Origin of the sequence: Dyella ginsengisoli (genome assembly GCF_044904665.1) — a bacterium.
GTDB lineage: Bacteria > Pseudomonadota > Gammaproteobacteria > Xanthomonadales > Rhodanobacteraceae > Dyella_A > Dyella_A ginsengisoli.
In genome coordinates this window covers 238,783-259,007 of the sequence record NZ_JADIKM010000001.1, presented here as the reverse complement: position 1 = coordinate 259,007, position 20,225 = coordinate 238,783, and the positions used below count along the sequence as shown (strand labels likewise).

General features: G+C 71.1%; 19 protein-coding genes. 4 read left to right on the top strand and 15 right to left on the bottom strand.

Features of this window, described 5'->3' with window-relative positions; all coding sequences use genetic code 11:
* Positions 1 to 37: 37 nt before the first annotated feature.
* Positions 38 to 340 carry a hypothetical protein gene (locus tag ISP17_RS01190; protein ID WP_404629684.1) on the top strand — a complete coding sequence of 101 codons (303 nt, stop codon included), beginning with the start codon at positions 38 to 40 and terminating at the stop codon, positions 338 to 340.
* A gap of 46 nt (positions 341 to 386) precedes the next feature.
* On the opposite strand, the gene ISP17_RS01185 is transcribed toward ISP17_RS01190, so the two are convergent.
* The 14 genes from ISP17_RS01185 to ISP17_RS01120 all read right to left on the bottom strand — a co-directional run bounded on the left by ISP17_RS01185 (position 387) and on the right by ISP17_RS01120 (position 14,504).
* A complete protein-coding gene (locus ISP17_RS01185; RefSeq protein ID WP_404629683.1) occupies positions 387 to 791 on the bottom strand; it encodes a SirB2 family protein in 405 nt (134 codons plus the stop codon).
* A gap of 139 nt (positions 792 to 930) precedes the next feature.
* On the bottom strand, positions 931 to 3,213 hold the full coding sequence (locus ISP17_RS01180) for a nitric-oxide reductase large subunit (RefSeq protein WP_404629682.1): 2,283 nt from the start codon (positions 3,211 to 3,213) through the stop codon (positions 931 to 933).
* A 138-nt stretch (positions 3,214 to 3,351) separates the two neighbouring features.
* Positions 3,352 to 4,125, bottom strand: coding sequence for a prephenate dehydrogenase/arogenate dehydrogenase family protein (locus ISP17_RS01175; RefSeq protein WP_404629681.1), 774 nt, complete (start codon positions 4,123 to 4,125; stop codon positions 3,352 to 3,354).
* A gap of 49 nt (positions 4,126 to 4,174) precedes the next feature.
* A complete protein-coding gene (locus tag ISP17_RS01170; protein WP_404629680.1) occupies positions 4,175 to 5,293 on the bottom strand; it encodes a PLP-dependent cysteine synthase family protein in 1,119 nt (372 codons plus the stop codon).
* Complete coding sequence (locus ISP17_RS01165) at positions 5,290 to 5,700, bottom strand: group III truncated hemoglobin (protein WP_404629679.1); 411 nt, start codon at positions 5,698 to 5,700, stop codon at positions 5,290 to 5,292. Before ISP17_RS01165 ends, ISP17_RS01170 begins: the two co-directional genes overlap by 4 nt.
* Positions 5,701 to 5,739: 39 nt before the next feature.
* Positions 5,740 to 5,991 (bottom strand): cbb3-type cytochrome oxidase assembly protein CcoS, encoded by a 252-nt coding sequence (gene ccoS / locus ISP17_RS01160; protein WP_404629678.1) that lies wholly within the window; start codon positions 5,989 to 5,991, stop codon positions 5,740 to 5,742.
* The gene (locus tag ISP17_RS01155) at positions 5,988 to 8,246 is read right to left on the bottom strand and encodes a heavy metal translocating P-type ATPase (protein ID WP_404629677.1); all 2,259 of its coding nucleotides are present in this window, start codon (positions 8,244 to 8,246) and stop codon (positions 5,988 to 5,990) included. Before ISP17_RS01155 ends, ccoS begins: the two co-directional genes overlap by 4 nt.
* Complete coding sequence (locus ISP17_RS01150; protein ID WP_404629676.1) at positions 8,243 to 8,491, bottom strand: hypothetical protein; 249 nt, start codon at positions 8,489 to 8,491, stop codon at positions 8,243 to 8,245. Before ISP17_RS01150 ends, ISP17_RS01155 begins: the two co-directional genes overlap by 4 nt.
* On the bottom strand, positions 8,472 to 9,398 hold the full coding sequence (gene ccoP, locus ISP17_RS01145) for a cytochrome-c oxidase, cbb3-type subunit III (protein ID WP_404629675.1): 927 nt from the start codon (positions 9,396 to 9,398) through the stop codon (positions 8,472 to 8,474). Before ccoP ends, ISP17_RS01150 begins: the two co-directional genes overlap by 20 nt.
* A complete protein-coding gene (locus tag ISP17_RS01140; protein ID WP_404629674.1) occupies positions 9,395 to 9,565 on the bottom strand; it encodes a CcoQ/FixQ family Cbb3-type cytochrome c oxidase assembly chaperone in 171 nt (56 codons plus the stop codon). Before ISP17_RS01140 ends, ccoP begins: the two co-directional genes overlap by 4 nt.
* Entirely contained in the window at positions 9,562 to 10,203 is a 642-nt protein-coding gene (gene ccoO, locus ISP17_RS01135; RefSeq protein ID WP_404629673.1) for a cytochrome-c oxidase, cbb3-type subunit II, read from the bottom strand. The genes ISP17_RS01140 and ccoO overlap by 4 nt, the downstream gene beginning before the upstream one ends.
* A 10-nt stretch (positions 10,204 to 10,213) precedes the next feature.
* Entirely contained in the window at positions 10,214 to 11,680 is a 1,467-nt protein-coding gene (ccoN, locus tag ISP17_RS01130; protein ID WP_404629672.1) for a cytochrome-c oxidase, cbb3-type subunit I, read from the bottom strand.
* Between the two features lie 534 nt (positions 11,681 to 12,214).
* Positions 12,215 to 13,297, bottom strand: a complete 1,083-nt coding sequence (locus ISP17_RS01125; protein ID WP_404629671.1) for an alkane 1-monooxygenase — start codon at positions 13,295 to 13,297, stop codon at positions 12,215 to 12,217.
* Between the two features lie 331 nt (positions 13,298 to 13,628).
* A complete protein-coding gene (locus ISP17_RS01120) occupies positions 13,629 to 14,504 on the bottom strand; it encodes an alpha/beta hydrolase (RefSeq protein ID WP_404629670.1) in 876 nt (291 codons plus the stop codon).
* On the opposite strand from ISP17_RS01120, the gene ISP17_RS01115 reads away from it, so the two are divergent.
* The 3 genes from ISP17_RS01115 (at position 14,503) to ISP17_RS01105 (ending at position 19,747) form a co-directional block, all read left to right on the top strand.
* Entirely contained in the window at positions 14,503 to 14,841 is a 339-nt protein-coding gene (locus ISP17_RS01115; protein WP_404629669.1) for a hypothetical protein, read from the top strand. The genes ISP17_RS01120 and ISP17_RS01115 overlap by 2 nt on opposite strands.
* 40 nt (positions 14,842 to 14,881) lie before the next feature.
* Positions 14,882 to 19,474, top strand: a complete 4,593-nt coding sequence (locus ISP17_RS01110) for a DEAD/DEAH box helicase (protein WP_404629668.1) — start codon at positions 14,882 to 14,884, stop codon at positions 19,472 to 19,474.
* A 114-nt stretch (positions 19,475 to 19,588) separates the two neighbouring features.
* Positions 19,589 to 19,747 carry a hypothetical protein gene (locus ISP17_RS01105; RefSeq protein ID WP_404629667.1) on the top strand — a complete coding sequence of 53 codons (159 nt, stop codon included), beginning with the start codon at positions 19,589 to 19,591 and terminating at the stop codon, positions 19,745 to 19,747.
* Between the two features lie 25 nt (positions 19,748 to 19,772).
* On the opposite strand, the gene ISP17_RS01100 is transcribed toward ISP17_RS01105, so the two are convergent.
* Complete coding sequence (locus tag ISP17_RS01100; protein ID WP_404629666.1) at positions 19,773 to 20,126, bottom strand: DUF1475 family protein; 354 nt, start codon at positions 20,124 to 20,126, stop codon at positions 19,773 to 19,775.
* Positions 20,127 to 20,225: the final 99 nt, after the last annotated feature.

Genomic DNA, 20,225 nt, shown 5'->3' with positions numbered 1-20,225 from the left:
CGCAGCATGGCCGCCATCGTTCGAGCGGAGCGGCGACATGATCGACACCATCGAAGCCTGGCAATGCATCGGCTGCGGCCGCGTGGAGGCGCCGCAGACCTGCATCGGCGTGTGTCGCGACCGCAAGGTGCTGCTGGTCGGACTGGCGGATTTCGAGCAGGTGTGCACCGAGGCCGATGTCCTGCGTGCACGGCTGCTCGACATACGCAGCGAGCTGCAGCGTTTCGCCCTCGCCAAGCCGCACGCGGGGCGCTGGGACGCCGCCTGGGAGGCGCTGCAGACCCGCGTTCGCGAACTGCTCGCCGGGCCGGCCGCGGAGCTGCCGCCATCGGCTAGATGAGCGCTCGACGGCAGTGGAACCGGCGCCCGTCAGCGTGCGGCCGCGCTCATTGCATCCACCCATGCAGCCAGCCCAGCGGGTGGTGCTCCCAGGCGATGCCGACGATGCCGCCGTAGAGCAGCAGCGCCGCGACGAGGAAGCCGCGGCGCATGCCTGCGCTGCGCGCCCGCTTCAGCGCCAGGCTGCCGCAGATCACGTAGAGCACCACGCCCACCAGCTTCGCCGTCAGCCAGCCGTTGGCGAAGTAGGCGCCGGGCAGGATGGTCAGCAGCATCAGGGCGGCGGTGAGCAGCGCGGTATCCACCGTGTAGCTCAGGTAGCGCAGCGGCGCCCAGTGCGCGGCGCCACCGCGGCCGGCCTGCACCAGCGTGCCGCGCAGCGCGAACAGCAGCCCGCTGAGGATCACGCAGGCAATGTGCACGGCCTTGATCTGGGGGTAGAACTCGAACATCGGAGAACCGCGTCTGTGTAGGAGCGCACCCTGTGCGCGACCGCTCGAGTGTGCATGCAGGCGGAAGGCGGTCGCGCGCAGGGTGCGCTCCTACGAGAGAAAGATTCGGGGCGCGCCGCATGGCGCGCCCCGGGGAAGATCAGGCACCTTCCCGCACCGCCTGCGGCAGCGCCGCGGCCTGAGGGTGGCGCTGGCGCACCAGCCACAGCGAGGCGACGAAGGCCGACATCAGCAGGGCGCCCACCGAGAACAGCGTGTCGCCGGGCACGCGCATCCACACCAGCAGGTGCACCAGCGGCCGGTCCATGAGGTGCTCGGAACGGGCGAACCAGTAGCCGTGGTCCAGCGCGGCGCTGAGCTGCAGCACGCCGAGCGGCAGCAGGGTCAGCAGTGCCATCAGCGACAGGCCGAGGTTGAGCGTCCAGAACGCCCCCTTCAGCCAGCCCTCGCGCCACTCGGCCGCCGGCTTGATGCCGCGCAGGCAGAACAGCATCAACCCCATGCCGAGCATGCCGTACACGCCCATCAGCGCGGTGTGGCCGTGCAGCGGGGTGAGGTTGAGGCCCTGCATGTAGTACAGCGCGATCGGCGTATTGACCAGGAAGCCGAACAGGCCCGCACCGACCAGGTTCCAGAAGCTCACCGCCACGAAGAACATGATCGGCCAGCGGTAGCGCGCCATCCACGGTGCGGCGTGCTGTTTGCGCCAGTTGTCGTAGGCCTCCAGCCCGATCAGCGCCAGCGGCACCACTTCCAGCGCCGAGAAGCTGGCGCCCAGCGCGATCACCGCCGTGGTGGTGCCGGTGAAGTACAGGTGGTGCAGCGTGCCCAGCACGCCGCCGGCCATGAACACGATGGTGGCGAACAGCACGCTGGTGGAGGCGCTGGCCGCGCGCAGCAGGCCGAGCTTGACGAACAGGTAGGCGATGACGGCGGTGGCGAACACTTCGAAGAAGCCTTCCACCCACAAATGCACCACCCACCAACGCCAGTACTCGACCATCGCGATGTGGGTGTGCTCGCCCCACATCAGCCCCGCGCCATAGAGCAGGCCGATGGCAATGGTGGACAGGAACAGCAGGCCCACGATGTGCGAGGTCTCGTCGCGACGCCTGATCGCCGGCATCAGCGCGCGACCGACCAGGAACAGCCACAGCATCAGCCCGATGAACAGGAAGATCTGCCAGAAGCGGCCCAGGTCGGTGTATTCCCAACCCTGGTGGCCGAACCAGAAGTTGTACTTCAGGCCCATCTTGTCCATCACCGCGAACCACTGGCCGGCGAACGAACCGACCACGATCACCAGCAGGCACACCCACAGGAAGTTCACCCCCAGCCGCTGGAACTTCGGCTCCCTGCCGCCGATCAGCGGCGCCATGTACAGGCCGGTGGCCAGCCACGCGGTGGCGATCCACAGCACCGCCAGCTCGGTATGCCAGGTGCGAGTGATGCTGTAGGGCAGCACGTTGGCCAGCGCGAAACCGTAGGCTTGCTGGCCTTCCACCTGGAAATGCGCGGTGGTGGCGCCGAGCAGGATCTGCACCAGGAACAGGCCCATCACCGTCCAGAAATACTTCGCCGTCGCCTTCATCGAGGGCGTGGGCTTGAAGTCGGCCAGCGGGTCGCGCGCCGGCACCACGGCCGGCGCCTCCTTGTGGCTCTGCACGGCGTGGTACCAGCCGAGCAGGCCGATGCCGAGGATCAGGAACAGCACGCTGAACACCGACCAGAGGAATGCGGTGCCGCTGGGCCGGTTGCCGACCAGCGGGTCGTACGGCCAGTTCTGCGTGTAGCTCACGCTGTGCCCGGGACGCTCGGCAGCGGCGGCCCAGCTGGTCCACCAGAAGAACGCGGTGACCGCGCGGCGGTGTTCCATCTCCGCGATGGTGTTCTCGCGCATGGCATAGGTCACGCGCAGCGCGTGGGTGGCCGGGTCGTTGCTGAAGAGGCTGTCGTAATGACGCGCCACCACCTCCATCGCCTGCGCCCGCAGCGGCGACACGGTGATGCTGCCGGTGGTCGCATTCCAGGTGTTGCGACGCTCCTCGGCCTGCACCCGCGCCTTCAGCGCGGCCTGCCGCTCGACATCGAGCGCGGCGAACGACGGCGCGCCTTCGTCGCGTGCCAGCAGCTCCAGCATGGCGCTGGCCTCGCGGTGCAGCCAGTCGGCGCTCCAGTCCGGCGCGACCAGCGCACCGTGACCCCAGATCGAGCCGAGCTGCTGGCCGCCGATGCTCTGCCATACCTCGCGGCCGCGCTCGATGTCGGCTCGCGTGTACAGCGTGGCGCCGCCGGTGGCGACCACCGCGTCGGGCAGCGGCGGTGCCTGCTGGTGCACCTCCTTGCCCACCCACAGCAGCACCGAGAAGGAGGCCAGCAGCAGCACCGCCAGCCCCAGCCAGAGTTTTCGGGTCGTACTCATTGCGCATCTCCCGTAAGGACGTGCGCATCGTCCGCGGCGAGCGCGCCAGCGCCCCTGACCTGGATCAGGCGTGGCGCAGGTGGGCGGCGCGGATTGTCGCAGCGCGAGCCACAGGCAGCGCCGATGCCGCGGCGTCGCTCAGTCGTGCTCGCGGCGCTCGGCGATCGACAGCGTTGCATCGTCGCCGGGTGCGACCAGCCGGCGGTGGATACCCTGCAGGGTGTCCAGCAGCTGCGCGCGCGCCTCTTCGGCGAACGGGTTCTCCTGCTGGATCGCGGCGAACAGGTGGCCGGCGTCGCCGCGCACCGCGGCGAGCATCGCCTTGAGCCCGAGGAAGGACGGTGGCGCCACCGCCAGCTCGTCGTCCACGCCCATGTCGACCAGCCCCTTGGCGATGAAGAACGCCAACGCGTGGGTGTGCGCCATGGCGCGGTCGTGCGCGGCCGGTGCCTGCGCGATCACCTCGCAGCCGAGCCCGGCGAACAGCGCGGTGACGCGTTCGGCCGCCGCCGGATGACGCGCGCTGGCGCACACCACCACGCGCAGCGGGCGCTCGCCGCGGGCCAGGCTGAGCGGGCCGAACAGGGGATGCGTGCCGACGTGCGCAATCGCGTCGCCGAGCAGCTCGTCCATCAGCGCGCAGGGCTGCAGCTTCACGCTGCCCACGTCGATCACCGTGTGCTCCGGCCGCAGGCGCGGGCGCAGCGCGCGCAGCGCCGCGTCCATCTGCGGCACCGGCATCGCCAGCACCACCCACGAGGCGCCTTCGAGTGCCGTGTCGATGGAATCAGCGGCGTAGTCGGCGGGCACCTCGGCGTGCGGATCCCAGGCGCGCACGGCGTGGCCGGCCTCGCGCAGCAGTGCGGCGAGGGCCTGGCCGAAACGGCCGTGACCGAGGATGGCGAACGACATGGAGAACTCCGCGACAGTCAGGCCGGCGCGGCGAACGCCGCGCGGCGACTCATGCTAAGGCATCGCCATCGTCGAAGCCGCGGCCGTCGCGCAGCACCGCGCGCAGGCGCGCCTCCCACGGCGCGGTGTCGATGCCGTGCGCACGCAGCCACGCGCGGTCGAACAGCGTCTCGGCATAGCGCTCGCCGCGATCGCACAGCAGGCTGACGATGCTGCCGCGCTCGCCGCGCGCGCGCATCGCCGCGGCCAGCCGCAGGCAGGCGACGAACTGCGTGCCGGACGAGCCGCCGTAGCGGCGGCCGAGCAATTCCTCAAGCAACCACGCGGCGGCGATCGAGGCGGCATCGGGCACTTCCAGCACCCGGTCGACCACCTCGAACACGAAGCCCGGCTCCACTCGCGGGCGGCCGATGCCTTCGATCACGGTCGGCCGGCTGGCCAGCGCGTGGCGGTCGTGCCGGCGCCAGCCTTCGACGAACGCGCTGCCGGTCGGTTCGGCCAGGCACAGCCGGGTAGGCAGACGGCGGTAGCGCAGGTAGCGACCGATCGTCGCCGAGGTGCCGCCGGTGCCGGCGCTGCAGACGATCCAGGCCGGCTCGGGCGAGCGCTCGCGCGCCATCTGGCCCAGGATCGATTCGGCGATGTTGTTGTTGCCGCGCCAGTCGGTGGCGCGCTCGGCGAGGCCGAACTGGTCGAGGAAGCAGGCGCCGCGCGCCGCATGGGCGTTCGCCGCGGCGAGCACCTCGGCCGGGTCGTCGACCAGGTCGCAGCGCCCGCCCAGCGCCTGCACGTCACGCACTTTGCCCGGCGCGGTGCCCGCCGGCATCACCGCGATGAATGGCAGCCCGAGCAGGCGCGCGAACCAGGCCTCGGAGATCGCGGTGCTGCCGGAGGAGGCGTCCACCACGGTCTGCCCCGCGTGCAGGCGACCGTTGCACAGCGCGTACAGGAACAGCGAGCGCGCCAGCCGGTGCTTGAGGCTGCCGCTGGGATGCGCGGACTCGTCCTTCAGGTAGAGGTCGATGCCGGGAAAGGCTGGCAGGTCGAGCCTGAGCAGGTGGGTGTCGGCCGAGCGCGCGGCCTCCTGCGCCAGGCATTCGAGTGCGCCGTGCACCCACTCGCGGCCAGACGACGACGGCAACGGCAGCAGGTCGGCCGCGATGCTCACGGCCGCCGCGCCACGATCGGCACGCCGAGGTCGCGCCCGCGCGGACGCAGGCCCAGCCCGAGTTTCAGGCTCTGCCCGATGCGTTCGGCGTAGTCGATCATCAGTGCCGCGCCGCTCGCGTCCAGCACCTCGGTGCAGGTGGCGCCCCACAGCGCGAGCCAGCGGTCAAAATGTTCGGCGCGCACCGGGTGGCGCTGGTGCGCGGCCATCGGGTTGCCGCGGTAGCTGTTGGCACGACGCGCCACCGAGCACCAGAACGTGGTCAGCAGCTGCTTGTGCTCGGCCCAGTCGTGCACCGCCGGGTTGAACACGGGACCGAGTTCGGGATCGCGGCGCACCTGCTCGTAGAAGCGGTCGACGAGGGTGGCCAGTTCGGCTTCGGTGGGCGGTATGACGGCGGCATGCATGCGGGCGGCGACTCGATGGGCGCGCGTCGCCGAAAAAGGCTAGACGCGCGGAGGCGGGGGATCGAGGCGGTCGGCCATGTCGTCGGGCGTTGGGTCGACCGCATCCGTGGCCTCGGAGGATGCGCGCGTGGCCGCGCGCGCGCCCTGATCTGGATCATCCTCCAGCAGCGGCACGATGCCGGGGCTGTCCAGGTCGTCGAACTGCTGGTGGTTCACCGCCCAGAAGAACAGCGCCACGCCCACGCCCACCACCAGCAGCGTCACCGGGATCAGCACCAGGATGATGTTCATGCGCGCAGCACCGGCGATGCTGCGGCGGTGCGACCCACGCGCAGCGCGTTGAGCACCACGCCGAGCGAGCTGAGCGCCATGCCGATGCCGGCCAGCCACGGCGGCACCAGGCCGAACGCGGCGAACGGCACCGCGACCAGGTTGTAGCCAAGCGCCCAGCGCCGGCTCTGCGCGGCGATGCGCTGCATCTGCGTGGCCACCGCGCGCGCGGCGAGCAGGCCGTCCAGACGGCCATCGGCCAGCAGCAGGTCGGCATGCGCCTGCGCCAGCTCGGTGCCGCTGGCCAGCGCGGCGGAGACATCCGCTCCGGCCAGCAGCGGAGCGTCGTTGCTGCCGTCGCCCACCGCCAGCGTCACGCTGCCGCCGGCGCGCGCGGCGGCGAGCAGGGCGAGCTTGTCCGTCGGCGACTGCCGCGCGGACCACTCATCCACGCCCAGCGCGCCAGCGACCGCCGCCACGCGCGCCGGATCGTCTCCGCTGGCGATCGCCAGCGTCACGCCCTGCGCGCGCAGCGTGGCCAACGTGCTGCGTGCGGACTCGCGCAACCCGTCGTCCACTGCAAACCGGGCCAGCCCGCCCTGCGCATCGGCCAGCACCAGCGTGCCGGCCGTCCCCTCCCCCGTATCCTTCAGACCGCTGGCGGCGAGCGCGAAATCGGCGCGGCCCAGCCACAGCGGCAGGTTGTCCACCACGCCGGAGACGCCCGCGCCGGCGTGCACGCGCACGTCGCGTGCCTGCAGCGACGCGGCGATCGACGACCCGCGCGCGGCGGCATCTTCGGCAAAGGCCAGGCGGGTCAGCGCGCGCGCCAGCGGATGGCTGCTCTCCTGTGCCAGCGCCACCGCCAGATGCAGCACGCGGTCGACCGCCAGCCCGCGCTGCGGCTGGATCGCCGCGCGGGTGAACTGCGGCTCGGTGAGCGTGCCGGTCTTGTCGAACAGCGCGTAGTCGACGCGGGCCAACGTTTCCAGCGCGGCGGCGTCGGTGACCAGCACGCCGCGCGCGGCGAGCACGCCGAAGGCGCGCGTGCGCGTGGCCGGCGCGGTGAGCGCGAAGGCGCACGGGCAGGCGATCACCAGCACCGCGACGGCCGACTCGAACGCGCGCGCGGGATCCACCAGCAGCCAACCCAGCGCGGTCAGCGCGGTGAGCACCAGCACGCGCGCGACGAAACGCGCCACCGCCGGATCGCCGCCGTGGCGCGCGCGGGCCAGCCGGCTGCCGCGCGCGCGCCGCGCCAGCGCACCGATGCGCGCGGCCGCGGTGGCCTCGCCGCTGTGGGTGACGCGCAACTCCGCGGTGCCGGACACCAGCACGCTGCCGGCCACCACCGCGGCGCCGGCGGCGCGCCGCTGCGGCCGCGACTCGCCCGACAGCAGCGACTCGTCCAGCTCCGCCCACGCGCTTTCCAGCACGCCGTCGGCGGGCACCGTGCCGCCTTCGGCCACGTGCACGCGATCGCCGGGCAGCAGGGCCAGCGCGGCCACCGTTTCCAGCGTGCCGTCGGCACGCCAGCGCTCGGCCAGCAGCGGCGCAGCGTCCACCGCGGCATCGCCCAGCGCACCGCTGCGATGGCGCGCGCGCATCTCGATGTGCCGCGCCAGCAGCAGCAGGAACACGAACATGCTCACCGAATCGAAATAGATCTCGCCGGCGCCGCGCCAGGTGTTCCAGGCGCTGGCGGCGAACACCAGCACCACCGCGAGCGCCACCGGCAGGTCGATGCCGAACTGGCGCGCGCGCAGCTCGTCGAGGGCGCCGCGGTAGAACGGCAGCGCCGCGTAGAACACGATCGGCAGCGTGGTGAACAGCCCCAGCCAGCGGAACAGGTTGCGCGTGCTGAAGTCGACGAAGTCGACCACACCCAGGTAGATCACGAACGCGTAGGTCATCACCTGCATCGCGCACATGCCGGCCACCAGCAGGCGCTTGAGCGCGTCGTGCGCCTCGCGGCGCGGGTCTTCGTCCACCCGCGCGCGCGGCAGCGGCTGCGCGCGGCAGCCGATCGCGGCGATCGCGTCGAGCAGGCCGGGCAGGCTCTGGCGCGCCGGTTCCCACACCACCGACACGCGCTGGCTGGCCACGTCCACGCCCACCCGCTGCACGCCGGGCAGGGCGCGCAGCGCCTGCTCCAGCCGCAGCACGCGGCGGGCGTCGGCCAGCGGCGCCACGCGCAGGGTGACTTCGGCGCGACCGTCGCGACGCGGCCGCAGCACCTGCGCGGCCAGCTGCGGCTGGGCCCAGGCGCTGTTCATGGCGCGCTGGACGAGGATGCGGGAGGCGCGGACGCGGCCGGCGCCGAAGCCGCCGGTGCGGCATGCCCGCGGACGGGCACGCCGAACACCGGGCGCGGCGCGTCCACCGGCACATCGTCATGCCGCGCGCCGATCACGATGATCCAGATGCAGCCGGCCATCGACGCGGCAAACACCGCCGCACCGAGCCACAGCACCGGCTGGCGGTACCAGGCGCCGGCGCGGTCAGCGCGCGGCCTGGGCATCGGGCGCGGCCGCCGCGGCCGGGTGGGCGAGGTGGTAGACGTAGGCGGCGAGCACGCGCATCTGGTCCTCGGTGAGGCGCGAGCTCCACGGCGGCATCGCGCCCTGGCGACCGCCGCCGATGGTGCGCTCGATGTCGGCCACGGTGCCGCCGTGCAGCCAGATGTCGTCGGTGAGGTTGGGTGCGCCCAGCGCCTGGTTGCCCTTGCCTTCCGGCCCGTGGCACGCCGCGCAGGTGGCGAACAGCGGCTGGCCCACCGCGGCCTTCGCCGCATCGTGCGGCGCGCCGGACAGGCTCAGCACGTACTGCGCCAGGTTCTTCACGTTCTGCTCGCCCAGGCTGGCCCACGGCGGCATCACGCCAGCGCGGCCGTTCTGGATGCTGGTGAGGATGGCCTTGCCGTCGCCGCCGTAGAGCCAGTCCTGGTCGGTGAGGTTGGGGGCGCCCAGCAGGGTGTTGCCGCGACCCTCGCGACCGTGGCACGCCTCGCAGTTGTCGAGGAACAGCCGCTTGCCCATCTGGATCGCCGCCGGATCGCCGGCCAGCTGCTCCACCGGGTACTGGCGGAAGCGCACCAGCAGCTCGTCGAGCTTGGCGTCGTTGGCGGCGACATCGCGCGCCAGCTCGCCGTGCGCGGTCCAGCCGAGGATGCCCTTGTGGTTGCCGAAGCCCGGAAACAGCGCCAGGTAGGCGAAGCCCGCCACGAACATCGACGCGGAGAACAGCACCCACCACAGCGGCAGCTGGCGCACGCCTTCGCGCAGCGTGCCGTGCGCCCACACGTGGCCGCTGGTGCCGTCGGGCAGCGTCGGGATCTTCGCGCGCGGACCCCACAGGAACAGGAACAGCGTGATGCCCAGGTTGAGCACGATCAGGAACATCACCCACAACGACCAGCCCGTGCTCATGCGTGCTCCTCCGAGTTCGGTGCGCCGTCTTCCATCGGCAGCGCGGCCATGCGCTGGAACGTGGCGCGATGGTGCTTGCGCCAGGCCCAGATCCAGATCGCGACGAAGGTGACCATCAGCACGACGGTCACCACGCCGGTGACGTGACCCCACACGGGACTGATCATGGCGCCGCTCCCGTCTTCGCCGCGGCCACCGGCTCGTTGCGGATGCCCAGGCCCTGCAGGTAGGCGATCAGCGCGTCCATCTCGGTCTTGCCGTCCAGTGCGGCGGGCGCGGCGGCGATGTCCGCATCGCTGTACGGATCGCCCAGCGTGCGCAGCGTGCGCATGCGCGCCTGGATGTCGGCCACGTCGAGCTTCTTGTCGGCCAGCCACGGGTAGCCGGGCATGTTGGACACCGGCACCAGCTGGCGCGGGTTCATCAGGTGCAGGCGCTGCCACTGGTCGGAGTACTTGCCGCCGACGCGGGCCAGGTCCGGCCCGGTGCGCTTGGAGCCCCACTGGAACGGGCGGTCGTACACCGACTCCTCCGCCTCGGAGAAGTGGCCGTAGCGCTGGGTCTCGGCGCGCAGCGCGCGGATCATCTGCGAGTGGCACAGGTAGCAGCCCTCGCGCACGTAGATGTCCTTGCCGGCCAGGCGCAGCGCGTCGTACGGCTTTACCCCCGGCGGCGCCTTCACCGCGTGGGCTTCCATGAACAGCGGGGTGATCTCGGCCAGGCCGCCGATCGACACCATGATCGCGATGAGGATGCCGAGCAGGCCGGCGTGCTTCTCGATCGCTTCGAAATGTTTGTAGGCCATGGTGGTCTCCTCAGCCTGCGGCCGGCAGCGGGGCCGGGACCTGGTGCGATACCGGCTCGGGGATCGGCACCGGGATCGGCTTGATCAGGTGCGCGCGCGCGTCGGCCGCGGTGTGCCACAGGTTCCACGCCATCACCCACATGCCCGACAGGATCAGCAGGCCGCCGCCCCAGCGGATCAGGTACATCGGCTTGATCGCGATCAGGCTGTCGATGAAGCCGTAGGTGAGCGAGCCGTCCGGCTGGGTGGCGCGCCACATCACGCCCTCGGTGACGCCGGCGGTCCACATCGAGCCGACGTACAGCAGCGTGCCGGCCATGTGCAGCCAGAAATGCCACTCCATGCCCTTGTGCGAGTGCATCGCAGGACGCCCCAGCGCGCGCGGCGCCATCGCGTAGAGCGAGCCGATGGTGATCATCGCCACCCAGCCGAGCGAGCCCGAATGCACGTGGGCGATGGTCCAGTCGGTGTAGTGCGAGAGCGAGTTGACGGTCTTGATCGCCATCATCGAACCCTCGAAGGTGGCCGCCGCGTAGAACACCAGCGACATCACCATGAACTTCGCCGCCGGGTCGGTGCGCAGCTTCTCCCACGAGCCGTTGAAGGTGAGCAGGCCGTTGGCCGCCGAACCCCAGCTCGGCATCAAGAGGATCAGCGAGAACGCCATGCCGACCGACTGCACCCAGTCCGGCAGCGCGGTGTACATCAGGTGGTGCGAACCGGCCCACATGTACACCGAGATCAGCGCCCAGAAGTTCACGATGGAGAAGCGGTAGCTCCACAGCGGCTGCTGCGCCTGGCGCGGCACGAAGTAGTACATCATCCCGAGGAAGCCGGCGGTGAGGAAGAACGCCACCGCGTTGTGGCCGTACCACCACTGCACCATCGCATCGACCACGCCCGAGTAGATCGGGTAGGACTTCCACATCGACACCGGCAGCGCCAGGTTGTTGACGATGTGCAGCAGGCCCACCGCGATGATGAAGGCGCCGTAGTACCAGTTGGCCACGTAGATGTGCTGGATGCGCCGCCGGGTGAGGCTGGCGAAGAACACGACGCCGAAGCTCACCCACACCACCGCGATCAGGATGTCGATGAACCACTCCGGTTCGGCGTATTCCTTGCTCTGGGTGATCCCCAGCGGCATCGTCACCATCGCCAGCACGCAGATCAGCTGCCAGCCCCAGAAGGTGAACTCCGCCAGCTTGCCCAGCGCCAGCCGGGCGTGGCCGGTGCGCTGCACCACGTAGTAGCAGGTGCCCATCAGCGCCGAGCCGCCGAAGGCGAAGATCACGCCGAAGGTGTGATCGGGGCGGATCCGGCTGAAGGTCATCCAGGGGATGTCGAAGTTGAGCGCCGGCCACATCAGCTCGGCCGCGGCATAGACGCCGAACGACATGCCGATGATGCCCCACACCGCCGCGGCGAGCAGAAACTGCCGCACCACCTTGTCGTTGTAATACTCCGTGTTAGGCATGCTGCCTCCCCTGTTGATTGCACCATTGTGCGTACGCAGCACCGCGCTCGCGCTGACGTGGGTCAAATCCATGCGGCATTCCACCGCGCGGAGGATGCCGCTCTGCCTCAAAGCCCACCGCCTCGCCCCCTCCCTCGAGCAAGCTCAGGGTAGGAGCTCGAAGCCTGACGCCCCGCGATGAACCCAACCACCCTCGAAGCCCACCGCCCTGCTCCCTTCTCCCCTGAACGGCTCCATCGTTCGCGGGAGAGGGCTTGAAACCTGACGCCTAGCGATGAACCCAACCACCCTCGCGGCCCACCGCCTTGCTCCCTCTCCCCTGAACGGCTCCACCGTTCGGGGGAGAGGGCCGGGGTGAGGGGGCCTTTCGCTTTCGATCGACAACCACCGCGCCTACGCCGCAGCCAACCTCCAAAGCCCCCCTCACCCAACCCTCTCTCCGAGCAAGCTCAGGGGAGGGCTCGAAAGCTCGACGCCTCGCGGTGAACACGCGCGTCACCAGGGCAGACGCTATGCCCTGCTTTTGCCGCGTGGCTAGAACGTTCCTGCTTCGCCCACGACGCGGCAGGCCAGCGCCCGCGGATTCATCACCCGGCGCCACAGCGGCGGCACCAGGGCGAGCACAAACATCGTTGCGTAGCCCGCCGGCAGCTGCGGGCTGTCCTCGTGATGACGCAGCGCCTGGTAGCGCCGGCGCGCCACGGCGTGGTGGTCGGAGTGGCGCTGCAGGTTGAACAGCAGCCAGTTGGTGTAGCGCTGCGGCGCGTTCCACGAATGGTGGTGGGTGACGCGCTCATAGCGGCCGGGGCCGATCAGTCGCCGCTCCAGGCCGTAATGCTCCACGTAGTTGATCACCTCCAGCGTGGCCGCGGCGATCAGCCCCTGCCCCAGGAAGAACCCCAGCGCGCGCAACCCTCCGGCCCACGCGAAGACGGCCATGAAGACCAGCCACAGCGCGTACCAAGCCACCATCTCGTTGCGCCACGACCACGCCGAACGGCCGCGCCCGCGCAGTCGCTGCGCCTCCAGTCGCCAGGCGTTGCGCACGTTGCGCCACAGCGCGCGCGGCACGAAGGCGTACACCGATTCATCGAGCCGCGCCGAAGAGGAATCTTCCGGCGTGGCCACGTGCAGGTGATGGCCGCGCACGTGCTCCACCTTGAAACCCGCGTAGCCCACCGAGGTGAGCAGCACGCCGCCCAGCAGCGGCTCCCAGCGCGTGGACTTGTGGATCAGCTCGTGCGCCGGATTGATCGCCAGCACGCCACCGATCACCCCGGTGGACATCAGCCAGCCCAGCTGCGCCGGCACCGAGTCCAGCATCGCGAAGCGCGCCGTGCACCACGCCAGCAGACCCAACCACACCGGTACCACCAGCGCGGTGAGCACGCGGAAGTAGCGGGTGTGCTCCAGCCGGACGGCCGCGGCCGCGTCGTCCTCGTTGCGCCGCTCGTCGCCGCACAGCGCATCGATCCACGGCACCACGCCGAAGATGAACACCAGCGGGAACCAGGCGGCGAGCCCGGGCGGCACGCCGAAGCACATGAGCTGCCACGCTCCGGCCGGCAGCAATGCCGTGGAGAAGGCCAGCAAAAACCCGAGATCGCGGGTGCGCATGGGCCGCAGTCTATGCCCGCGGCGGTAACCGATGTAAGCCGCAGCGGGATCAACCGGGTGAAACCGTCATGCCGTTTTTCCGGGGGCCTTCCACAGAGGAACGTCCGCTCCAGCACCAGACGCCCTCCACAGCGGCGCATGCCGGCCATCCATCGTGTTTTGCGGCACTGGATTCCAGCCTTGCTGGAATGACGACATCGCGGACAGGCGCTCCCCGTTCGCGCCGAGCGCACGCGCATGGCGCCAAAGTCGAAGCGTCCGCGAGATCCCCAGGGCCCTTCGCCTCCACGCGCTGTCGCGAGCGACGCTCGGCGCGAACGGAGGGGAAAGCTCAACCCGGCAAACGCGCCAGCCAGTCGCCCAGCTGTTTCATCACCTGGCTGCGCGCCGGCTCGGCCTCGTTGAACAGCTCGTGATACAGCGTGTCGAAATGGCGCGCGGTGAGCTGGCGAGTGGCCCACGCGGCAGAGGCGAACTCGCGGCTGCCGGCGGCGTCGACCAAGCGATCGGCGCCGGCGGCCAGCAGCAGGGTCGGCACCGCCAGGCGCGAGGCGTCGGCCAGGCACGACGGGCCGGCGCGGAAGATGAAATCCGCCATCCGCGGCGTGATGCGCGCGCTGCACAGCGGGTCGCTGCGGTAGGCGGCCACCACCGAGGCGTCGTGCGACAGGTGATCCACCGCCAGTCCCGTGCGCAGCGGCAGGTTCGGCAGGGTGCGCGACAGCCCCGCCGCCAGCGACTGCAGCCACGGCGCCTCGTGGCTGCGGAACGCGGGCGAAGACAGCACCAGCGCCGACGGCGTGACGCGGCCGTCCAGCACGGCGCGCGCCGCCACCACACCGCCCATGCTGTGACCGAGCAGCAGTGGCAGCGCCGGCGCGCTCGCCGCGTAGTCGGCATACACGGCGGCGAGATCGGCCAGCAGGTCGTCCTCCCGCGCCAGCGCCCCGCGCGGGCCGGGGCTGAGGCCGTGGCCGCGCTGGTCGTAGCTCATCACGTCGTAGCCGCGTGCGTTGAACCACGCCGCAACGTGACGATAGCGGCCGCAGTGCTCGCCCAGCCCGTGCACCAGCAGCACCGCGCGGCTTGCCTCGGGCAACGCCCAGCGGCGGCGCACCAGCAGCTGGCCGTCGGCCATGCGCTGCTCGTCGCGCATGCCTTCCGGCGCGCGGGCGTAGGGCGGTTGCGGCATGGTGGCCACGTCCATGGGCTGGCTCGCGTGGAATCGAAACGCCATCATGCAATGCGTGGCCGCGATCGCCAAGGCACGACGGGCACGACGCGACGGGTACGACGCGATCGGCATGGCGCGACGAGTGACGAGTCGTCCGGCGGCCACCGCCCTGCGCCGCGTTGCCGGCACCGCATGCGAGGAGCACCAGACCATGGGTTGCCTGCCCGTTCCGCTGTTTTTCCTGCTCGGCTTCGGCCTCGGGCCGGCCATCGACGGCCAGCGCGGCGCACTGTGGGGCGCCGGCATCGGCCTCGCGCTGGGGCTGGCGGGCATGGGCAGGCTGGTGATGCTGCTGCGCCGGCGCCGTTGAGGCGCTTGCCCGGCCGCCGCGGCAGCCCCATCTTCTGCTGATGAATCCCGCTGCCCTTCCCGCCGAAGCGGAGGCCGCGGCGGCCGTGCTGGAGGCTTTTCATCCCGCCGTCGCCGCCTGGTTCCGCCACCGCTTCGCCGCGCCCACGGCCGCGCAGATGCAGGCGTGGCCGGCGATCCGTGCGGGCGAAGCCACCCTGGTGGCCGCGCCCACCGGTTCGGGCAAGACGCTCACCGCCTTCCTCGCCGCCATCGACGCACTGGTGCGCGAGGGCGTGGCCCGCGGCGGCACGCTGCCGGACGAGACGCGGGTGGTCTACGTGTCGCCGCTGAAGGCGCTGTCGAACGACATCCACATCAATCTGGAAGAACCGCTGGAAGGCATCCGCGCCGAGCTGGAAAAACTCGGCCTGCCCGACGTGGCGATCCGCACCGCCGTGCGCACCGGCGACACGCCGCAGCGCGAGCGGCTGGGCATGCGCAGGCAGCCGCCGCACATCCTGGTGACCACGCCCGAGTCGCTGTACATCCTGCTCGGCTCCGAGTCCGGCCGCGCCATGCTGGGCACCGCGCGTACGGTGATCGTCGACGAGATCCACGCCGTGGCCGCCAGCAAGCGCGGCGCGCACCTGGCGCTGTCGCTGGAGCGGCTGGACGCCCTGTGCGGCCAGCCCCTGCGCCGCATCGGCCTGTCGGCCACGCAGAAGCCGATCGAGGCGGTGGCGCGGTTCCTGGTGGGCGCGCCCCGGCAGGGAGAGCATGACACCCGCTGCACCATCATCGACGTCGGCCACCAGCGCCCGCGCGACCTCGGCCTCAGCGTGCCGCCGGTGCCGCTGGAAGCGGTGATGTCCAACGACGGCTGGGAACTGATCTACAACCAGCTCGCCACGTTGATCGAAAGCCATCGCACCACGCTGGTGTTCGTCAACACGCGGCGCATGGCCGAGCGCCTCACGCGGCACCTGTCCGAGCGGCTGGGCAAGCAACACGTCGCCGCGCATCACGGCAGCCTGGCCAAAGAGCAGCGGCTGGATGCCGAGCAGCGGCTCAAGCGCGGCGAGCTCTCCGCGCTGGTCGCCACCGCCTCGCTGGAACTGGGCATCGACATCGGCGACGTCGACCTGGTCTGCCAGATCGGCTCGCCGCGCTCGATCGCCGCCTTCCTGCAGCGCGCCGGGCGCTCCGGCCACGCGGTAATCGGCACGCCGAAGGCGCGGCTGTTCCCCACCACCCGCGACGAACTGGTGGAGTGCGCGGCCCTGCTCGACTGCGTGCGCCGCGGCGAGCTGGACACGCTGACCATTCCGCCGCAGCCGCTGGACGTGCTGGCGCAGCAGATCGTCGCCGAAGTGGCCTGCCGCGAGTGGAGCGAGGACGCGCTCTACACGATGGTGCGCGGCGCCGATCCGTACCGCGCGTTGCCGCGCGACACCTTCGACGCGCTGGTGCGGATGCTGGCCGAGGGCTACAGCACCCGCCGCGGCCCGCGCGAAGGCTACCTGCACCGCGACGCCACCCACGGCGTGCTGCGCGCCCGCCGCGGCGCGCGGCTTACCGCGCTAACCTCCGGCGGCGCCATTCCCGACACGGCCGACTACGCGGTGGTGCTGGAGCCGCAGGGCACGGTGATCGGCTCGGTGCACGAGGATTTCGCGGTCGAGAGCCTGGCCGGCGACATCTTCCAGCTCGGCAACACCAGCTACCGCATCCAGCGCGTGGAGCAGGGCCGCCTGCGCGTGGAAGACGCCCACGGCATGCCGCCGAGCATTCCGTTCTGGCTGGGCGAGGCGCCGGGGCGCAGCGATGCGCTGTCGTTCGGCGTGTCGCGGCTGCGCGAGGAAATCAGCGCCCTGCTTGAGCCGAGCGATGAACCTCTCTCCCCTCGGGAGAGGGGCAGGGGTGAGGGTACGCCCGAAGCGCGCGCTACCCCCGAACCCTCACCCCCAGCCCCTCTCCCGCGGGGAGAGGGGAGCAGCACCGCGCGCGCCGTCGTCTGGCTGCGCGACACCCTCGGCCTCACCGAATCCGCCGCCCAGCAAATGGCCGACTACCTCGCCGCCGCCAAGGCCGCGCTCGGCGTGCTGCCCACCCAGTCCACCATCGTCTTCGAGCGCTTCTTCGACGAGTCCGGCGGCACCCAGCTGGTGATCCACGCGCCGTTCGGCAGCCGCATCAACCGCGCGTGGGGTCTGGCCCTGCGCAAGCGCTTCTGCCGCCAGTTCAACTTCGAGCTGCAGGCGGCGGCCACCGAGGACGCGATCGTGCTGTCGCTGTCCACCAGCCACAGCTTTCCGCTGGAGGAGGTGGCGCGCTACCTGCACTCGGCCAGCGCCGACCACGTGCTCACCCAGGCCCTGCTCGATGCGCCGCTGTTCGGCGCGCGCTGGCGCTGGAACGCGGTCACCGCGCTGGCGCTGCCGCGCTTCCGCGGCGGCAAGAAAACGCCGCCGCAGCTGCAGCGCATGAAGAGCGAAGACCTGCTCGCCACCGTGTTCCCCGACCAGGTCGCCTGTCTGGAGAACATCGTCGGCGAGCGCGAGATTCCCGACCATCCGCTGGTGGCGCAGACGCTGCACGACTGCCTGCGCGAGGCGATGGATCTGGACGGCCTGCTCGGTGTGCTACGCGGACTGGAGAGCGGCGCGATCCGCGTGGTGGCCCGCGATCTCACCGGCCCCAGCCCGCTGGCCAGTGAAGTGCTCACCGCCGCGCCGTACGCCTTCCTCGACGACGCCCCGCTGGAAGAACGCCGCACCCAGGCCGCCGGTCGCTGGAACCCCACCGACAACGCCGCCGACCTCGGCACGCTCGATCCGGCCGCCATCGACGCCGTGCGCGACGAAGCGTGGCCGCAAGTGCGCAGCGCCGACGAAATGCACGAGGCACTCGACGCGCTCGGCGCGATCACCGCCGCTGAAGTCGCGCAGCACGGCTGGTCCGCCTGGATCGATGCGCTGGAGGCAAACGGTCGGGTAACTCGCCTGACTACGCCGCTCTCCACCGCGCTTGCTCCCTCTCCCCCCTTGGGGGGAGAGGGTTGGGGTGAGGGGGCCGCTGTTCCCGCTGTTCCCGCTGTTCCCACCCTCCACACCACCACCGAAAAACTCCCGCTCTGGCTCGCCATCCACCCGCAAGCCAGCGTAAAGCCCGCCGTCACCGTCCCACCCGCCTTCGCCAGCAAAGCCTGGACCCGCGACGACGCCCTGCGCGAAGCCGTCCGCGGCCGGCTGCTCGGCACCGATCCGATCACCGTCGCCGCGCTCGCCGCCACGCTGGCGGTGGCACCGCAGGACATCGACCAGGCCCTGCTGCGCCTGCAGACCGAGGGCTACGTGATCCAGGGCCGCTTCACCCCGCAGGCCCAGGCCGCCGACGCGCCGATGGAGTGGTGCGAACGCCACCTGCTGGTGCGCATCCACCGCTACACGCTGGGCCGCCTGCGCCGCGAGATCGAGCCGGTGAGCCGGCGCGACCTGATGCGCTTCCTGTTCGACTGGCAGCACCTCACGTCCGGCACGCGCCGCCGCGGACCGGACGCACTCACCGCCACGCTGGCCCAGCTGGAAGGGTTCGAGGCCGCCGCCGGTGCGTGGGAAACCGAACTGCTGCCCGCCCGCATCGAGGACTACAGCAGCACATGGCTGGACGAGCTGTGCCGCGCGGGCCGCATCGGCTGGAGCCGGCTGCGCGCGGCCAGCGGTGGGGGCAACGGCCCGGTGCGAAGCACGCCCATCGTGCTGCTGCCGCGCCGGCAATTGGCCGTCTGGACGGCCGTAGCCGAACGTGACGCCGCCGAGCCACCCGCGCTCTCTTCCCGCGCGCAGGCCGTGGCTGACGCACTGCGCGACGAAGGCGCGCTGTTCTTCGACGAACTGATGGCCAGCGCCCGCCTGCTGCGCACCGAACTGGAAGACGCGCTGGGCGAGCTGGTCGCCGCCGGCCGCATCACCGCCGACAGCTTCGCCGGCCTGCGCGCCCTGCTGATGCCCGCCGCCAAACGCGACAGCGGCCGCCACCGCCGCCTGCGTCGCCACAGCTTCGGCGGCATCGAGGACGCCGGCCGCTGGTCGCTGGTGCGCGCCAGCGCCCCGCGCGACGACGACGACGCCCAGCGCCGCGAGCAGATCGAGCACGTCGCCCGCACCCTGCTGCAGCGCTACGGCGTGGTGTTCTGGAAACTGCTGGAACGCGAGGCCAGCTGGCTACCGAGCTGGCGGGAACTGCGACAGGTCTATCAGCGACTGGAAGCGCGCGGCGAAATCCGCGGCGGCCGCTTCGTCGACGGCCTGGTCGGCGAACAGTTCGCCCTGCCCGAAGCCATCCCCGCGCTACGCGCGGTGCAGAAGCACCCGCTCGACGGCCAGCACGTCATCGTCAACGGCTGCGACCCGCTCAACCTCGTCGGCACCACGCTCGCCGGCGACCGCCTGCCCGCCGTCGCCAGCACCCGCATCCTGTTCGAAGACGGCATCGCCGTCGCCGCCCGCGTCGCCGGCAAGCTGCAATGGCTGGTGGAAGGCGACGCGGACCAGCAGCAGCGCTGGCGTGCCGCGCTGAGCATCCAGGGACCGGCCAGCCGGGCCTGGGTTCGCGAGAGCGACCCACAACATCCGGACGCGCAACAGGCGTAGCGCCGGCTTTCACTCTGCGGCCGGCATCGAGCTCGCAAGCAGGCGTCACCGTCGTCTACGGGCAGCACACACCGCCAGGCGCAGGCTTCGCGCCACGCATCCAGGCCGCCCCCCATGAAGCTCTCACCCCGCTCCCGCCGCATCGCGCTGATCGCCTTCATCATCGCGCTGCTGGCCATGCTCGCGGTGGGGTTCTATCTCGCCGCCACGCATCAGGAAGCCCGGCCCGTGACGACGTCGACGACACAGGCCTCGTTGCAGACACGCGCTTGAACCATTCGCCTCAAGTCATGGCGCCTCAAGTCATGGGATGACGCGACGTGAGCACGTCCGACACGGGTTGATCGGGTCGCAGGCGCAGCAACTGCAGCAGCACGTAGGCCGACATCGCCATGTTCCCGAGCAGCATGATCGCCACGAACCAGCCCGCCCGCGGCAGGGCGCGGCGCTCCTTGAAGCACACCCACACGTAGAACGTGATGAAGCCGAAGTACGCATCGAGCAGCGTGGCGATGGTCCAGTAGCGGTCTGGCCCCGCGGTCAGCCCCTGCCACTGCATCACCGGCTGCTGCAGGCTGGCCCAGCTCGTGTAGACGAGCATGCTGAGGAAGATGGCCGAGAAGAGGAGCTTCAGCAGGGTTCTCGTTGACATGACATGTCCGGCGACAGGGATGGAATCGAAATGGGGCACGCGATGCACGCGCCCGGCGAGGGTCAACCGACGGTGCCGCGGATGGACGCGAGCCGGCGA

Excerpts from the sequence above, each read along its gene's own strand:
- ISP17_RS01125 (WP_404629671.1), bottom strand. The coding sequence starts at position 13,297 with ATGCGCACCCGCGATCTCGGGTTTTTGCTGGCCTTCTCCACGGCATTG.
- ISP17_RS01185 (WP_404629683.1), bottom strand. The coding sequence starts at position 791 with ATGTTCGAGTTCTACCCCCAGATCAAGGCCGTGCACATTGCCTGCGTG.
- ISP17_RS01105 (WP_404629667.1), top strand. The coding sequence starts at position 19,589 with ATGAAGCTCTCACCCCGCTCCCGCCGCATCGCGCTGATCGCCTTCATC.
- ccoO (WP_404629673.1), bottom strand. The coding sequence starts at position 10,203 with ATGGCCTACAAACATTTCGAAGCGATCGAGAAGCACGCCGGCCTGCTC.
- ISP17_RS01155 (WP_404629677.1), bottom strand. The coding sequence starts at position 8,246 with ATGAACAGCGCCTGGGCCCAGCCGCAGCTGGCCGCGCAGGTGCTGCGG.
- ISP17_RS01150 (WP_404629676.1), bottom strand. The coding sequence starts at position 8,491 with ATGCCCAGGCCGCGCGCTGACCGCGCCGGCGCCTGGTACCGCCAGCCG.
- ISP17_RS01110 (WP_404629668.1), top strand. The coding sequence starts at position 14,882 with ATGAATCCCGCTGCCCTTCCCGCCGAAGCGGAGGCCGCGGCGGCCGTG.
- ISP17_RS01175 (WP_404629681.1), bottom strand. The coding sequence starts at position 4,125 with ATGTCGTTCGCCATCCTCGGTCACGGCCGTTTCGGCCAGGCCCTCGCC.
- ISP17_RS01165 (WP_404629679.1), bottom strand. The coding sequence starts at position 5,700 with ATGCATGCCGCCGTCATACCGCCCACCGAAGCCGAACTGGCCACCCTC.
- ccoP (WP_404629675.1), bottom strand. The coding sequence starts at position 9,398 with ATGAGCACGGGCTGGTCGTTGTGGGTGATGTTCCTGATCGTGCTCAAC.
- ISP17_RS01100 (WP_404629666.1), bottom strand. The coding sequence starts at position 20,126 with ATGTCAACGAGAACCCTGCTGAAGCTCCTCTTCTCGGCCATCTTCCTC.
- ccoS (WP_404629678.1), bottom strand. The coding sequence starts at position 5,991 with ATGAACATCATCCTGGTGCTGATCCCGGTGACGCTGCTGGTGGTGGGC.
- ISP17_RS01180 (WP_404629682.1), bottom strand. The coding sequence starts at position 3,213 with ATGAGTACGACCCGAAAACTCTGGCTGGGGCTGGCGGTGCTGCTGCTG.
- ISP17_RS01190 (WP_404629684.1), top strand. The coding sequence starts at position 38 with ATGATCGACACCATCGAAGCCTGGCAATGCATCGGCTGCGGCCGCGTG.
- ccoN (WP_404629672.1), bottom strand. The coding sequence starts at position 11,680 with ATGCCTAACACGGAGTATTACAACGACAAGGTGGTGCGGCAGTTTCTG.
- ISP17_RS01120 (WP_404629670.1), bottom strand. The coding sequence starts at position 14,504 with ATGGACGTGGCCACCATGCCGCAACCGCCCTACGCCCGCGCGCCGGAA.
- ISP17_RS01115 (WP_404629669.1), top strand. The coding sequence starts at position 14,503 with ATGGGCTGGCTCGCGTGGAATCGAAACGCCATCATGCAATGCGTGGCC.
- ISP17_RS01140 (WP_404629674.1), bottom strand. The coding sequence starts at position 9,565 with ATGATCAGTCCCGTGTGGGGTCACGTCACCGGCGTGGTGACCGTCGTG.